This window comes from Vibrio sp. A11 (genome assembly GCF_013048705.1).
GTDB classification, from domain to species: Bacteria; Pseudomonadota; Gammaproteobacteria; order Enterobacterales; family Vibrionaceae; genus Vibrio; species Vibrio metschnikovii.
The window spans coordinates 213,331-228,425 of record NZ_VHSI01000007.1 but is presented as its reverse complement, the minus strand read 5'-3'; the positions used below and the strand labels follow the sequence as shown (position 1 = coordinate 228,425).

Below are 15,095 nucleotides of genomic sequence, written 5' to 3'. Positions count from 1 at the left end.
CTGAAGTGCTCTTTGATGGTATTAATATTCATGGCAACACCTTAAAAAAGGAGCATAAGATCACAGCCCGCACGTCAGGTCAAACTTAACCTCGCATTGCGCAAAAAACGTTCATGATCTTGCCCTGCTTAGAAGGTATTCTAGCTCGGCCAGATCAGAATTTCTTATCTATATTAAAATTAATGTGTACTCCAGAGTTATGGATCGCCGCACAAATAAGAAGACGAGCGCTAATGATGGCATGGACTCCGGGCTTGGTCATGGATTATTCTCGCGCACTACATCGTATGGTTCACGCAACGACGGTTCCGTGGTATAAACGCCGCTTGTGGAAAATGAGGAAACTAAATTTAAATTTATCCACAAAATAAATTCTATTCATTATTTTTATTAATTTCGACAGGCATCAATTTTATGCAGAAAGTATATATTATATTAATGGTTTCTATCCTTGCAGAAACCATGGCAACAACGATGATGAAAGCTTCTTATGGTTTTACTCGATTTCTGCCGAGTTGCTTTGTGGTTATCGGGTATTGCATCTCTTTTTATGGTTTATCTCAAGTCGTACAAACCATGAATATTGGCATCGCTTATTCGATATGGGCAGGGATGGGTATTCTACTGGTTTCTATCATGTCGTTTTTTATTTATAAACAAAGTTTAGATGTCCCAGCATTAATTGGTATCACTTTCATTGTCGTAGGTATCATGATTATACAAATATTCTCTAAATCCATCACTCATTAATCGCTACCATTAATGTGAGCGATAAGGAATCTTTTTCAAAGAAAAAGACATCAACAGACATTTCCAGACAATCATCGATGTCAATCTTAAGTAAACTTCACTTAACCAAGGTCTTACACCTTTATCAATAACGTTTATAGAGTAAAAATCAATGAAAAAAAACATCGTGATGATCATAGCAGGGTTATTATTACTTTCAGGTTGTGCAACACCTTATCAAACAGAAAAAAACTTTTGGTCCTTTGGTAAAGGATTCGATGTACAAGCCCTTGCTCAAGATACTTGGCAAATCAGTTTTATTGGTAATGATTACACAGACAGAGCCATTGCTCGTAAGTATATTTTGCGTAAAAGTGCAGAGTTAGCGAGTCAAGCTGGGTATGCTTACTTCACCCTCTTGGATGAAGATATCAATGTTGATTCTGTTGCTAAAAACCAAATTTCACAGGCTGAAAATAAGCAAAAATGGTTGTATTCAACCACCCAGATCACCAGTGAAACAACCATCATGGCAATCAGCAAAGGGCTTCATCAACCTTCAGATGCTTATAAAATGGTTTATGAAAGCCAGTTTATTTTGAATAGCATTAAAGTCGAACAATAACGAGCGTGAATAAACAACACCGATCGTCGCTAAGCATACATTCACTTAGTGACGATCATAAATATCAGCGTTGATAACGATCCGTTAGTAGGCAACTCCGACTCGTTGCTGTGCAAACGACGCGGTATCTAACATATCCAGCATTGCCACTGCATAATCACTGACCGAAATCCGACTGTGGCCATCTTGATCTGCGAGTAACTGATCACCGCCAATGCGGTAAGCTCCTTGCTTATCTCCGGGGAAAATCTCAGCCGCAGGGCTAACAAAGGTCCAATTCAGTGGACTATCGCTACTTCTAAAAATCGCCAAAGCTTCGCCTTGTGCTAATGCTTCTGGTTTATATTCGCTTGGAAAGTCCGGTAAAGAGACCAGTGAAACGCCCGGTGAAACTTCTAACGAGCCGGCTCCCCCAACCCAAAGTAAACGTTTTACTCCAGCTTGAGGTAATGCACTCAATAACTGCTCAGCAGTCTTGGCAACAATACTATGATCCCCACTTGCTCGACCGCCAATGGACACCATAGCGACATCTATATCTGCAAATAACTGAGCAAAATTGGCTTGATTGTGTACATCAAACTGACGTACTTCGACATTCGCATCGGTCATTTTAGCGGGATCACGCACCATAGCGACAACATCGTGCCCACGAGACAGTGCTTCTTGTACTAAATGACTACCGATCCAACCCGAGGCTCCAACAATAGCAACTTTCATTTTTTAACACCTTAATGTTTAATTTATCAACAGATGCTAGTGTAGTCGCCTCTGAGCGAGTGATAAATGGTAAGAAAGGATGTAGATTGTATCTAACTAAGATACTAATGAGAGAGAAGCATGGATAAATTAACCGCAATGCGCAGCTTTGTAGAAGTCGCCAACATTGGTAGTTTCACTCAAGCGGCAGAAAACCTTAACTTAAGTCGCTTACAAGTCTCACGCCATGTACAAGAAATTGAAGATTGGTTAAAACAGCGTTTGCTGCATCGGACGACACGCAAAGTGAGCCTAACAGCATCTGGGGAAGAAGCGCTAAGACAGTGTGAAAAAATCCTCAATCAAACGGCAGAATTAGAAATGCGAGCACTAGAGCAATCGCAGTCATTGTCTGGGCGAATTCGTATTTCGGTACCAATTGGCTTAGCACGTTATCTACTGCTTGATGCGGTTGAAGCGTTTACTGATCTGCATCCACAAGTAACGATTGATATTCTTGCTTCCGATCGCTTAGCTCAACTGGTTGATGAACGGGTAGATATTGCGCTGCGATTCACTAATCAGCCTGACGAACAATTAATTGCTCGACGTCTTTTTCAAGTCGATACGGTTGCTTGTGCTGCGCCGACTTATCTTGCTCAACATCAACCGATTGTACAGCCGAGTGACCTAACTGAGCACAACTGTTTTGTCCATCTTTCACATCATAAATGGGAGTTTCTTCGCCATAACCAAACCTACAGTGTCAATGTCAATGGTACGATTCGAGCCAACGATATGAGCCTAATCTGCCGGGCAACATTACACGGTAAAGGCATTGCCCTGCTCCCTTGTGATTTAGCCAATCGCTACTTAAAAGATCGCGCTCTAATCCAGATATTACCCGACTACCATTTAGCAACCAGCGCATTGTGGGCGGTGTATTTATCGCGCAGCTATCAGTCGCCTCTAGTGCGGCAATTTATCGATTTTGTCAGCACACAATGGGACGATCTAGACATGACGATCCCTTCATGAAAATGGAGGTAAATCAAACCGATGCTCAAGAAAACGCTTTCCTAGACGAGTAAATAAACATAATTTTTCCCTTCCGTTCGCAGTAAATGGAACGCCGACTATACTCAATAGGTAATAGCGTGGATGAGGATTAACTATGTTTAAAAGTATCAAAGTGATCTTTTTTAGCCAAATTGTGTTGGCTATTACTCTGATTCTATTGGGAATGGGCGCAGTAAAATATAATGTTTTCCAAAAGCAGCTCTATCAAAGCCTAAGTGCGAATATTGAACATGCTACTCATCGCTTATCGATCAGTCTACCTAAGCCGATTTGGGACTTCGATTTTGACTCAGCGAAGGCAATTGTATTATCAGAGCTCAATGAGCCTGCGATTAGTGCAGTACAGATAAAAGACAATAATGACAAATCCATAATCTTTTATCTCAATCATCCTGAATACCCCGAGATCACCAATATTGATCCCAAATCGTATACAGGAAAAAAAGAGCAGGAATTCTTTATTGATGATTTTGGTAATATCAAAAAAGTCGGTTCGATTGTTTTATATTACAATGATTTTGCTATCGCCGAACAATTATCTGAATTGATGCAAAAAGTTATCATCGAGATACTAATTCTGGACGTTTTGCTCTCTTTAATCACTCTTTTACTGTTGCGTATCACGGTATTAAAACCTCTTGCTAACCTTACCGATAGGGTCATGGACCTTGCTTCTGGAGATGGCGATCTCACACAACGGATTGAGCCTGCCAAACTCAACGAATTTAAAGATATTACCTTAGGGATCAATCGATTTACCGAGTCTTTAGAAACCATTGTTCAAAAAATCATCCAGTCAACGGAACACCTGCATCAATCCTCGCTCGCCAGTAAAGAGATTGCGAGCGACAATGCCGTAAAACTCAATCAACAACAACACACGTTAGATTCTATCTCACACGCTGCGGTTGAGATTCAACACTCGATTCAACAAGTTAATGAATCAGCTTTAGACAGCGCCCAGCACGCCAGCTCATCCAGCACGTTAACCGACTCGATGCACAGTACGATTGAAACCACCTCGCACGAAATGAAGAAAATGCAGGAGAAAATGCTATTGCTTAACAGCAAAATGACCACTCTTTCTCAAGAAGGTGAAAAGATTAACACCATTTTAAATGTGATTAATGACATTTCAGAACAAACCAACCTACTGGCACTCAACGCAGCCATCGAAGCGGCTCGAGCTGGCGAACAAGGTCGAGGATTCGCGGTGGTCGCCGATGAGGTCCGTAACCTAGCCGTGAAAACTAGCCATTCTACTGAGCAAATTAAAACCAATATCAATGCTCTCAATGAAGCCACCTCAATGGTTGAAAAAGAGTTACATGACATCGCACTGACTCTAGAAAAAACCTCTGAACGCTTTGGAGAGTCTCACTCCGTTATCGAAAAAATGAACCTGATGGCAAAAACCATCAAAGAGAAAAATCAACACGTGGCCGATCTTGCCAAAAGTCAAAATGTATCGATTGCCTCGATTAGCCGCTCATTACTTGACGTCGTTGACGCATCCAAAGCCGTGGCTGATGGTGCTCAAACCAACTTAGGTATGTCAGTAGAGGTGATCAATATTGGAGAAGAAATCAAACAACAAGTCGCTAAATTTAAAACCCATTAATTTCCGGTGAGAGGAGGTAATCGTTCATTACCTCCTCTAGGGATACCACTTCAATCGTCATCAAGAGGGAACACCATGAAGTCAATTATCACCGCCAGTTTATTGGCCGTATCTTCTTACAGTTTTGCATCAAGCTTAAACGATCTAAATTTTATTACTGAAATCTATCCGCCCTTTAATTATGAAGAACAAGGGAGATTAACGGGAATCGCTATTGATGTGCTTGAATCAGCCTCAGAAGCCGTCAATGACCCTGTCAAACGCGAAAGCGTACAACTTCAACCATGGGCGAGAGGTTACGCTGCGGCGTTAGAAACGCCAAATACAGTTCTATTTTCCATGACACGTACTGAAGCTCGAGACAACCTCTTTAAATGGGCGGGGCCGATTGTCGAAAGTCGAGTCGTGCTCTGGGCACCAAAAGCCAAAGGCATCAAAATTTCCACACCGAGCGATCTCAATAATTATCGCGTGGGTGTGGTGAGAGAAGATATCGGTGAGCAACTGCTGCGTAATCTCGCGGTCAATCCTAATGCGTTAAGACCTTCAGCATCACCGGAAATGGTCGCAAGGCAATTGGATGCTAATCGCATCGATCTGTGGGCTTATGGCGATAATGTCGGTGTATTTATTATGCGTGAACAAAATATCGATCCCAGTCTGTACGAAATCGTCTACGTACTACATGAATCGCAAACCTATTTCGCGTTCCATAACAGTACTAACGAGCAATATGTTGAAAAACTGCAGAACGGAATTAATCTCATCAAAGAGAGCGGTAAGCTCGATGAAATCATTGCCGGTTACCGTTAATAATTAGCTCTACAGAGTTGCTATTTTAGACTGGTGAATAAAGCCTATCTTGATCTGAAAAAATAAGGATCATAAAACAATTAAGGCTGGTAGCATCTTATCTACCAGCCTTAGTTTTATTGAGTGCGTTTGTGCTTCGGCACGTAATTAAGAATTGATATTGGCACTGGATGCTTAGGCTCAAATCCTGCGATTTCTCGCCGTTCAATCAAATGCCCTAAACGGCTCTCTATCATGCATAAGTTTTTGAAGTTGTCTTTCGATACCAAAGAAATCGCTTCGCCTTGTGCCTCAGCTCGACCTGTCCGTCCGATACGATGGACATATTCATCGGCGGGAAACGGCAGATCATAATTGACCACTCGCGATAATTCATCGATATCGATACCACGCGCTGCGACACCGGTCGCAATCAAATATTTGATCTTTCCGGCTTTAAAATCTGCTAACAGTTGCTCGCGTACTGCTTGGCTACGACCGCTATGAAACGCTTCAGCGGCAATGCCTCTTTTTTCTAATTGCGCAGCCAATTTGGCAGCGCCGTGTTTGGTCTCGATAAAGATCAGCGCTTGGTCCCATTGATATTCATGGATTAAATGACTCAACAATGCTGATTTTTGATCTTTATCGACCGTAATAAGCCACTGGGTAATGTTGGACTTCGAGGCTTGGTTCGCTGCAATGCTGATCTCATGAGCTTCACCCACCGCAGTTTTAGCCAGCTCACGAACCTTATTCGATAAAGTCGCGGAAAAGAGTAAAAATTGCGCTTCCGTTGGCAAACGTTGAATGATTTTGTTAATCGCTTCAATAAAGCCCATATCGAGCATGCGATCCGCTTCATCCAGCACAACCACTTCAATTTCATCAAAATGTACCGCTCGTTGAGCGTACATATCAAGCAGCCGTCCGGGGGTGGCAACCAACACATCCACACCGTCAATCAGTTGCTGTTTTTGTGCCTGCTCATCAACGCCGCCATACATCGCTAAACTGGTTAACGCTGTGTATTGAGCATACTGTTTGACATTATCCGCAACTTGGATGGCAAGCTCACGAGTCGGCACTAAAATCAGCGCGCGAATACGTTTTTTGCGCTGAGTTTGTCCTTGCATCAATCTATCTAAAATCGGTAGCACAAAGCCGGCTGTTTTACCGGTCCCAGTTTGCGCGGCAGCAATCAGATCTTGGCCTTTTAAAATAACCGGGATCGCTTGCGTTTGAATGGTGGTCGGAGTTTGATAACCAAGCTCAGCGACTGATTTGATCAGTGCTTCGTTTAGCCCAAGTTGTGTAAATGACATAGCAGACTCTAAATAAAATGGCGTAGAGCAAAAACGCTCTACAATATCGCTCATTCTAACATGAAGAATGCGATGCTGTTGATCTTTCGAGATTAGTGATTTCGAAGCCGTTCAACAGCACCTCGGTATGAACGCTTTACTTGCTTCATACCTCATTTAAGTCAGACATGATGTCGCATGTGATCACGCCAATTTTTGCTGCGCTATCAAACGGTATTGGACGATGTCTTCGATAGTCAGTACGGGCATATTGTGTAAAAGGCCAAAGGCAACTATCTCTGGCGTTTTAGCCATCGTACCGTCCGGATTGGTTACCTCACATAACACACCAGCGGGCAATAATCCTGCCATTTGCATTAAATCTACCGTACCTTCAGTATGACCACGTCGCGTCATAACACCGCCTTTACGGGCACGTAGCGGAAAGACATGACCTGGGCGGGCTAAATCGTCGGGTTTCGCTTGCGGATTAATCGCGGTTTTAATCGTGGTCACACGATCTTGAGCGGACACTCCAGTGGTCACACCATGACGAGCTTCTATCGATACCGTAAACGCGGTTTGGTTTTTGCTGTCGTTGACGGGCACCATCGGTGGCAGTTCGAGTTTATTGGCCTGCTCATCGGTTAAACATAGGCAGACAATCCCGCTGCATTCGCGGATCATCAACGCCATTTGTTGGTCGGTCAACTTTTCTGCAGAATAGATAATATCGCCTTCATTTTCACGATCTTCATCATCAAGCAATAAAACACCGCGCCCTTCACGTAAAGCGTGTAACGCGTTTTCTACTCGAGTGATTGCATCGCCAAATTCGGCAAGTAGTGACAACTGATTCATGGTTTACTCCTAATAATGACCAGAATCAGGGCAGTTTTATGAGGCAAAACGAAAGGCACCATAATGGCAAGCTGAGTAAATCCTCGCTAGACACTATTGGCGTATTTGTCATTCTCTCTCATCCGGACTATGACCGTCGGCTCTGGCTTCTCACCAGATCTGCTGACCTCGACGAATCGAGCGCTCGTGGGCTGGCCCTAATGGACATACCACCGGTGGGGAATTTCGCCCCGCCCTGAGAATTTTAATGTAATGAGTTAAGGTCAAGCTAAAGGCCTCCTTTAACTTGACGCTTATTATGGTAATACTTCACGCCTCGTTTGCAAAGCCACAAGCGGATAGATTTGAGACATGCAGACACAATAAAAAAGCCCCATGATCGACATGAGGCTTGATAGAATTTACCTGTACCACATTAATCTAATTCAACTAAATTCTTTTGAAAGGTTTTGTGCTGCGCTTTAACCGCATCTTCTGGTTCACCGGTTAGCAAACTAACAGCCACAATCGCTAGGGTTGAAAAGAGTATCCCAGGAACGATTTCATATACATCAAACCAACCGCCAGTCAGCTGCTTCCAAACCACAATTGTCACACCACCAACGATGATCCCCGCTAAAGCGCCATTACGATTCATACGCGACCAGTACAGACTGAGCACTAATGCAGGACCAAAAGCAGCACCAAAACCCGCCCAGGCATAAGAGACTAAGCCAAGCACTGAGCTATCCGGTGTCATGGCCAACACTAACGCGACGATTGATATCAGCACAACGGAAAAACGTCCTACTTTAACGATCTCTTCTGAAGTCGCCTCTTGTTTGAAAACTTGCTTATAAAAATCTTCCGCTAGGGCAGACGAAGAGACCAACAGCTGTGAATCTGCGGTACTCATGATGGCCGCTAAAATCGCCGCTAGGAGAATACCAGCGATGACTGGATGAAACACAGCGTTAACCAGCAGCATAAATATCCGCTCACCATCATCGAGCTGAATCGACCCATTTTGCGTAACATAAACTAGGCCAACTAAACCCACTAACATCGCTCCAAACATCGACAGTGCCGTCCAAAATACAGCAATCCAACGCGCTGTAGTTAAATCCTTGTTTGAACGAGCCGCCTTAAAACGAGCCAAAATATGTGGTTGACCAAAATAGCCAAAGCCCCAAGCCACGAGGGAGAGAATAGCAATACTTGAAAGAGGCTTACCTTGAATATCATCCCATAGAGTCAATAATTGCGGGTTAATCGCGCTCAAATCTGAACTCAATTGACTAAAGCCACCATTCATTGCGGTGATCGGGACAATCAGCAACGCCGCTGCCATCAATAAACCTTGCACCAAATCGGTCCAAGATACGGCCAGAAAACCACCAAATAAGGTATAGGACACCACGCAAATCGTGCCAATGATCACCGCCGTGGTGTAATCAATCCCAAAGACGGTTTCAAATAATTTACCACCCGCGACTAAACCTGAACTGGTATAGAAAAGAAAAAATAACAAAATGAAAAAGGCTGAGATGGTTTGAATCAGTTTCGATTTATCATTAAAGCGCCGCGATAAAAACTCAGGCAATGTCAGGGCGTCGGTGGTAATACTGTAAGTGCGTAACCGTTTTGCTGTAATTAACCAGTTAGCCCATGTTCCCAAGAGTAAGCCCCCCGCGAGCCAAAAGGCTTCAATCCCTGCCGCATAAGCGTAGCCGGGTAAACCTAATAACAACCAACCACTCATATCCGATGCCCCAGCCGAGAGCGCAGCTGGCCATGGCCCAAGGGAACGGCCCCCTAGAAAGTAGTCTGATGAGTTTTTGGTTCGCTGATAGGCAAACACACCGATCGCCAACATCAATATCAGATAGATAATGAAGGTGGTCGTAATAGCAAAGCTATTTTCCATTGATATTTCCTCTATTTACTAAGATCGCTTTCCCTCCTCTCTTATTTAACAAGAGGAGGGTCAGGATTAATGGGCTTCGTTGCCTAACTCTAAGAGCGTCGCGTTACCACCCACTGCTGTTATATTTATAGTGCGCGTACGTTCGGTAATAAAACGCAGCGATAAGTGTGGATCGTGTGCCACGGGAATCGTGGTGAGATCGGTTTCTGAAACAAGATTAATAATGGCACCAGTACGCTGAGCAAGTTGGCGATTAAGGCGATGTTCAAACGAGGCAGAGCCAACGTAGCCAACACTGCGAATGTCTGATTCAATTAATGCCTGATACGCATCCAACGGGCTAAACTGCAGTAAATTAATCGGTAAGGACGACTGCTGATTAGCTTCCGTTAAGGCTGCTATAAGCTCTCGGTCATCACTGCAGATAATGACGCTATTGCCCGCCACCAACGCACAGCATAACTGGGCCACTAATGCTTGCTTAGCCGTTATACTCACGTCATTTTGGATAAGTAGCGTGACTCCTCGCCCTGCGGTATACAGTTCATTGGTTTCGCCCGTAGGACCAATCAAGGAGTGTAAACGCGCCAGTAATGCACTGGCTTGCTCAAGGTGAAAAGAGACTACATTGGCTAATCCAGGCATACTTTCTTTTAACGATGATTTCAATGACAGTAAGCACTCACATTTAAAATCAAAATCGGTTAAGTTCCAGTTTTCCCAAGCTGAGAAAGCATCGGTAAAACGGGTGACTTGATGTACCATAAATGACTCCTTAGTTTTATCGACTAGCTATATTGTGCTTGAGTAAAACGATATAAATAATGCGGCCCACCCGCTTTCGGTCCGGTGCCAGATAACCCTTGACCACCAAATGGCTGCACTCCAACCACTGCACCAACCTGATCGCGATTGATATAGCAGTTACCGACTCGCGCATGTTTCTCTATCCAACGGTAAGTGGTTTCGTTACGGCTATGAATCCCCATCGTCAAGCCGTAACCAGTAGCATTGATCTGCTGAACTACCTGAGCCAGCTCGTTGGCTTGGTAGCGAACAATATGCAAAATAGGTCCAAACTGCTCCTCACTTAAACAATCAATTCCTGAGATTTCAAACGCCGTTGGTGCTACGAAATCGCCATATTGACAGTCCTCAGCTAACGTTAATTGCGCAATTTTTTTCTGAGTCTGGCTCATGTGAGCAATGTGTTTCTCTAAACCTTGCTTTGCCTTCGCATCAATCACTGGGCCGACATCGGTACTGTGCAAATAAGGCATCCCGACCGACAGCTCCTGCATCGCACCTTGGATCAAACTAATCACACGATCAGCGATATCTTGCTGCACAAACAATACCCGCAGTGCTGAGCAGCGTTGACCCGCCGAAGCAAAGGCAGAACGTAACACATCGCGCACCACTTGCTCGGGCAGAGCCGTACTATCCACGATCATCGCATTTTGCCCTCCCGTTTCAGCAATCAAAGGCACAGGCGTCGACTCTCGCTCAGCCAATGTTTGATTAATCCGCTGAGCGGTAGCTGTCGATCCCGTAAACACCACACCAGCAATCGCAGGATGTGAAGTCAACGCATGGCCTATCTCCGAGCCGCGACCAGGTAAAAATTGAATTGCATAGTGAGGGAAGCCCGCTTCAAGCATCAGTTCAACGGCACGCGCAGCGATCAAGCTGGTCTGCTCGGCTGGTTTCGCCACCACGGTATTACCAGCGACTAAAGCTGCCGTAATTTGTCCAAGGAAAATCGCTAATGGGAAATTCCACGGGCTAATACACACAAATACGCCTCGTCCTTGACGCGAAACTTGACGTGTTATGCCATCAAAACTGCTGATGGTGAACGGAGCCAACCCTTCGACTTGATTCGCGTAATAACGACAAAAATCTACGGCTTCACGAACTTCATCAATTGCATCATGAATCGTTTTTCCCGCTTCCTGATGACAAAGCGCACAAAGCTCGGCCAAATGCGATTCCAGCAAATCGGCTAATTTCAGAAGCTTTTCAGCACGTTGCTGATCAGGAGTCTGCTGCCATTCTGAAAATCCAGCCTGAGCAATCGCAATGGCTTCGGAAACATGATCATGGGTTGCATGATAAACTTGCCCAACGTCAACACGGCGATCATAGGGAGCGGTGACTGCAACCGGAGAAGTGCATTCCTTGATCATGCTTTCGATCTGTGACTGACCATTGAGTATCGGTCCTGCTTGCCATTGTTGACTCAAATAACCATGCACTTGATCTTCGAATGGTTGCGCTTCACTTTGAATATCAATATTGATCCCATCTGAGTTTTTGCGTTCAGGGAAAATCTGTGGCGGCAGAGGAATGTTAGTGTTGTGTAACGTCTCAAACGCCAATAACGCATCAACCGGATGCTGAGTTAAGCTCTCAACCGGACAGCGCGCATCGACTAAACGATGGACAAAGGAGCTATTCGCGCCATTTTCTAATAAACGGCGGACTAAATAAGGCAACAGATCCTTATGGCTACCAACGGGGGCGTAAATACGTACCGATTGCTGGTACGCTTTCATGGCATGATGATATAAGCCGTCACCCATCCCGTGTAAACGCTGAAACTCAAATTCTTTATGGCTTGCCATGACCGCAATCGCCGATACAGTGTGAGCGTTATGAGTCGCAAATTGAGGAAAAAGATGTCCGCGAACCCCATCACTCAGTAAAAAACGAGCACAGGCTAAATAGGACACATCGGTCGCTTCTTTGCGGGTAAAAACGGGGTAGCGTTGATAGCCTCGTTGCTGTGACCATTTAATCTCACTATCCCAATAAGCGCCCTTAACGAGACGTACGGGGATACAACAACTGTATTGCTTTGCCAGCGCAGTCAACCACACTAAAGTCGGTAACGCCCGCTTAGAGTACGCCTGTACGACTAAGCCAAACTTTCCCCAACCTTGAATTTGTTCACTGCAATACAATTTTTCAAATAGTTGTAACGACAGCTCTAGGCGATCCGCTTCTTCGGCGTCAATGGTGATCGCCACATCCAATTCCATCGCTCGTTCTAATAATTGCAGCAAAGTCTGGTAAAGCTCATCCATGACACGGGCTTGATTAGCCACTTCATAGCGAGGATGTAAGGCTGATAGCTTAATGGATACCGATGGGGCTGGGCTGGTATCCAAACCATATTGGTCTCGGCCAACCGCCTCAATCGCCATTAAATAATCTTTTAAATATTTATTGGCATCGCTGGTGGTTAACGCTGCTTCACCCAACATATCAAACGAATAGGTGTAACCTTTATCACGCATTACCCGGCCATTTTTTTGCGCTTCGCTGATCGTGCGACCCAATACAAACTGATGACCCATGATTTTCATCGCTTGATGCATCGCCTTACGAATGACTGGCTCAGAAAGTTTATTGACCAAACGGTTTAAGGCTTGAGCCGGACTTTGCGCTTGGTTGTCACCCAAGCCAATGACTTTACCAGTCAGCATCAATCCCCAGGTCGAAGCATTGACAAACACAGAATCCGAATTTTTCAGGTGTGATTTCCAATCGGCGACCGATAATCGGTCTTTAATAAACGCATCCGCTGTTGGTGCATCAGGGATACGCATCAGAGCTTCTGCAAGACACATCAATAAAATACCCTCTTGAGTGTCCAAGCTGTACTCTAAAAGCAGAGCATCGATCATCTGCACCGATTTCTTGTCTTGGCGAATCGCCGCGATCAATTGTGTCGTTTTGGTCGCAATCAACACTTTTTCTTCATCGCTAGGCGTTGCCAAAGGCAGTAATTGCATTAGCCATTGAGATTCGTCCACCATATAAAGTGGCGAGATCTGTGCCCAAAGCGTACTAAGCGGTTGCTCAATAAACTTGGGGTTCAACACATCTATTGCTGTAAACATGCGTTTTCCTCAATCTCCTATCCGAGGGATGTGACTCGGATTTCAGTCAATGGCAAGCAGTGTATTTTGAGCGCAAGCACAATACTTGTCAAAAACTCCGGAGTTTTTGTGAAAATCTCGTCTTTTTAACAAAACAAAAACAAAATAACAGCAATTAAGGTCATAAGAAAAAGCAAAACCACTGATAATTTTTCAAAAAAACAACGTTACTATGTCGTCAAGAACACAGCCATCGATGCCAAGAAAAACAATCACCATACAATATCAGATGGACAACACAGAATTCAGCGAGACCAGCGCTGAGGATCACTGTGATAGGCTTGCGGACAAAGAGTCCGCAAAGCGCAGTAAACCATTTATCGACTACACTGCTTTTTGTATTGAGAAGGGGAGATACCTTGTAAACGAGAAAAGGTATGAGTGAACGCACTTTGATTTGAAAATCCTGCCAATTCAGCAACTTGGCCCAAGGTGAAGCGAGATTGCTCAAGGAGTTGTTTCGCCACATCCACACGTTTACTCAAGACATATTGGTGTGGAGTAATCCCCAATTGCTCTTTGAATAATTGGTGAAACTGACTCTCACCTAAATAAACGCTGCCGGCTAATTGAGCAACTGATATCCGACGACTTAAATGCTGCTCGATATAGCGATCGATCGCGTCTAAATCAAAACGAGCCTCTTTACGATGGACTTCAAACGCCGAAATATGACGCAATAACAAGGCTAGCACGGTATCACTGCACGCTCGACTCAGTAATAAATCGTCCGGACTGGCATGCATCTCCAGCACTAACATCTGAATGAGTTTTTGGATCTGCTTATCGAGTTGAAAATAAATGTCGCTACGCGCTAGTTCATTGATTCTCTGTAACGTTAAAGGATCATCCCCTTGTGGTAAGGGCAAGTTCAACACCAAAATGTTCGACTGTCCTACCGTCGCGCCGAAAGCATGCCCTGTACTTGAAGTTACGACACATCCTTGTCCAGGGCCAACAATATTACCGATGCCCGATACCTCAAAATCCGCTTGTCCTTTCAAGCCAATCACAATTTGTGTGTAACTATGATCATGGCAATCCATATAAGCCGGTAAAGTAATTAATTCCGCCGGACGAGGCGACAAAAGTTTGGCTCTTTCTGGGTTATTCACTAAATATTGACTCATGAGCACTGCACCATGGGATGACCTCTTTGCATGTTATAACATTTTTATCAGAAACCAAGCTTGATAGTGAAATAAGTCTCATCTCACTATCAATACCGCCAACAACAAGCAAAATTAGCGCTCACTGAGAGCAATAGCTCCTGATCCGAGGCTTCGGAACAATGATCAAGTGCACATAAATTACGGTCAATGAGTATCCAATTAAAAAACGTTAAAGCAGATCGGAAATCGGAGCTTGCATATTTCAAGAATCTGCTCAAAATGGAGTAAGTACATTTATAAAAGATACAAAATCAGTGACCTACTCACTAGATTTTGTATACAATTGTGCCTTCAGGATGAGAATTTTTTGCGATGAGCCAGCGTATTGATAACGCTGTCAAAAGTTTGTCTTTCTCCAC

At 44.2% G+C, this 15,095-nt stretch carries 12 protein-coding genes and 1 riboswitch; of the genes, 5 read left to right on the top strand and 7 right to left on the bottom strand.

The annotated features are described in order from the left end of the window. Positions 1-414: 414 nt before the first annotated feature. Positions 415-750 carry an SMR family transporter gene (locus FKQ60_RS09720; protein WP_040905217.1) on the top strand — a complete coding sequence of 112 codons (336 nt, stop codon included), beginning with the start codon at positions 415-417 and terminating at the stop codon, positions 748-750. A gap of 151 nt (positions 751-901) precedes the next feature. Continuing rightward, positions 902-1,354: a hypothetical protein gene (locus FKQ60_RS09715; RefSeq protein ID WP_170906392.1), complete on the top strand. Its 453-nt coding sequence runs from the start codon at positions 902-904 to the stop codon at positions 1,352-1,354. Between the two features lie 84 nt (positions 1,355-1,438). On the opposite strand, the gene FKQ60_RS09710 is transcribed toward FKQ60_RS09715, so the two are convergent. Beyond that, positions 1,439-2,074 (bottom strand): NAD(P)-dependent oxidoreductase, encoded by a 636-nt coding sequence (locus FKQ60_RS09710; RefSeq protein WP_170906391.1) that lies wholly within the window; start codon positions 2,072-2,074, stop codon positions 1,439-1,441. Between the two features lie 120 nt (positions 2,075-2,194). On the opposite strand from FKQ60_RS09710, the gene FKQ60_RS09705 reads away from it, so the two are divergent. The 3 genes from FKQ60_RS09705 (at position 2,195) to FKQ60_RS09695 (ending at position 5,567) form a co-directional block, all read left to right on the top strand. Continuing rightward, positions 2,195-3,091, top strand: coding sequence for a LysR family transcriptional regulator (locus FKQ60_RS09705; protein ID WP_170906390.1), 897 nt, complete (start codon positions 2,195-2,197; stop codon positions 3,089-3,091). A 136-nt stretch (positions 3,092-3,227) separates the two neighbouring features. Next, complete coding sequence (locus tag FKQ60_RS09700; RefSeq protein WP_154170830.1) at positions 3,228-4,754, top strand: methyl-accepting chemotaxis protein; 1,527 nt, start codon at positions 3,228-3,230, stop codon at positions 4,752-4,754. A 75-nt stretch (positions 4,755-4,829) separates the two neighbouring features. Continuing rightward, positions 4,830-5,567 (top strand): transporter substrate-binding domain-containing protein, encoded by a 738-nt coding sequence (locus FKQ60_RS09695; protein ID WP_170906389.1) that lies wholly within the window; start codon positions 4,830-4,832, stop codon positions 5,565-5,567. A 116-nt stretch (positions 5,568-5,683) separates the two neighbouring features. On the opposite strand, the gene FKQ60_RS09690 is transcribed toward FKQ60_RS09695, so the two are convergent. From FKQ60_RS09690 to FKQ60_RS09665, 6 genes are all read right to left on the bottom strand, one after another. Continuing rightward, on the bottom strand, positions 5,684-6,871 hold the full coding sequence (locus tag FKQ60_RS09690; protein WP_170905233.1) for a DEAD/DEAH box helicase: 1,188 nt from the start codon (positions 6,869-6,871) through the stop codon (positions 5,684-5,686). Positions 6,872-7,054: 183 nt separating this feature from the next. Continuing rightward, positions 7,055-7,711: a 3,4-dihydroxy-2-butanone-4-phosphate synthase gene (gene ribB, locus FKQ60_RS09685; protein ID WP_154170827.1), complete on the bottom strand. Its 657-nt coding sequence runs from the start codon at positions 7,709-7,711 to the stop codon at positions 7,055-7,057. 106 nt (positions 7,712-7,817) lie between these two features. After that, a riboswitch (FMN riboswitch) is annotated at positions 7,818-7,958 on the bottom strand. Between the two features lie 168 nt (positions 7,959-8,126). Continuing rightward, positions 8,127-9,617, bottom strand: a complete 1,491-nt coding sequence (gene putP, locus FKQ60_RS09680; RefSeq protein WP_170906388.1) for a sodium/proline symporter PutP — start codon at positions 9,615-9,617, stop codon at positions 8,127-8,129. A 66-nt stretch (positions 9,618-9,683) separates the two neighbouring features. Continuing rightward, positions 9,684-10,382 carry a 1-pyrroline-5-carboxylate dehydrogenase gene (locus FKQ60_RS09675; RefSeq protein ID WP_170906387.1) on the bottom strand — a complete coding sequence of 233 codons (699 nt, stop codon included), beginning with the start codon at positions 10,380-10,382 and terminating at the stop codon, positions 9,684-9,686. A gap of 23 nt (positions 10,383-10,405) precedes the next feature. Next, entirely contained in the window at positions 10,406-13,525 is a 3,120-nt protein-coding gene (gene putA, locus FKQ60_RS09670; RefSeq protein WP_170906386.1) for a bifunctional proline dehydrogenase/L-glutamate gamma-semialdehyde dehydrogenase PutA, read from the bottom strand. Positions 13,526-13,881: 356 nt separating this feature from the next. Further along, entirely contained in the window at positions 13,882-14,694 is an 813-nt protein-coding gene (locus FKQ60_RS09665) for an AraC family transcriptional regulator (protein WP_170906385.1), read from the bottom strand. Positions 14,695-15,095: the final 401 nt, after the last annotated feature.

Bases quoted from the DNA above. Each gene is read 5' to 3' on its own strand.
- FKQ60_RS09720 (WP_040905217.1), top strand. From the start codon at position 415: ATGCAGAAAGTATATATTATATTAATGGTTTCTATCCTTGCAGAAACC.
- FKQ60_RS09715 (WP_170906392.1), top strand. From the start codon at position 902: ATGAAAAAAAACATCGTGATGATCATAGCAGGGTTATTATTACTTTCA.
- FKQ60_RS09710 (WP_170906391.1), bottom strand. From the start codon at position 2,074: ATGAAAGTTGCTATTGTTGGAGCCTCGGGTTGGATCGGTAGTCATTTA.
- FKQ60_RS09705 (WP_170906390.1), top strand. From the start codon at position 2,195: ATGGATAAATTAACCGCAATGCGCAGCTTTGTAGAAGTCGCCAACATT.
- FKQ60_RS09700 (WP_154170830.1), top strand. From the start codon at position 3,228: ATGTTTAAAAGTATCAAAGTGATCTTTTTTAGCCAAATTGTGTTGGCT.
- FKQ60_RS09695 (WP_170906389.1), top strand. From the start codon at position 4,830: ATGAAGTCAATTATCACCGCCAGTTTATTGGCCGTATCTTCTTACAGT.
- FKQ60_RS09690 (WP_170905233.1), bottom strand. From the start codon at position 6,871: ATGTCATTTACACAACTTGGGCTAAACGAAGCACTGATCAAATCAGTC.
- ribB (WP_154170827.1), bottom strand. From the start codon at position 7,711: ATGAATCAGTTGTCACTACTTGCCGAATTTGGCGATGCAATCACTCGA.
- putP (WP_170906388.1), bottom strand. From the start codon at position 9,617: ATGGAAAATAGCTTTGCTATTACGACCACCTTCATTATCTATCTGATA.
- FKQ60_RS09675 (WP_170906387.1), bottom strand. From the start codon at position 10,382: ATGGTACATCAAGTCACCCGTTTTACCGATGCTTTCTCAGCTTGGGAA.
- putA (WP_170906386.1), bottom strand. From the start codon at position 13,525: ATGTTTACAGCAATAGATGTGTTGAACCCCAAGTTTATTGAGCAACCG.
- FKQ60_RS09665 (WP_170906385.1), bottom strand. From the start codon at position 14,694: ATGAGTCAATATTTAGTGAATAACCCAGAAAGAGCCAAACTTTTGTCG.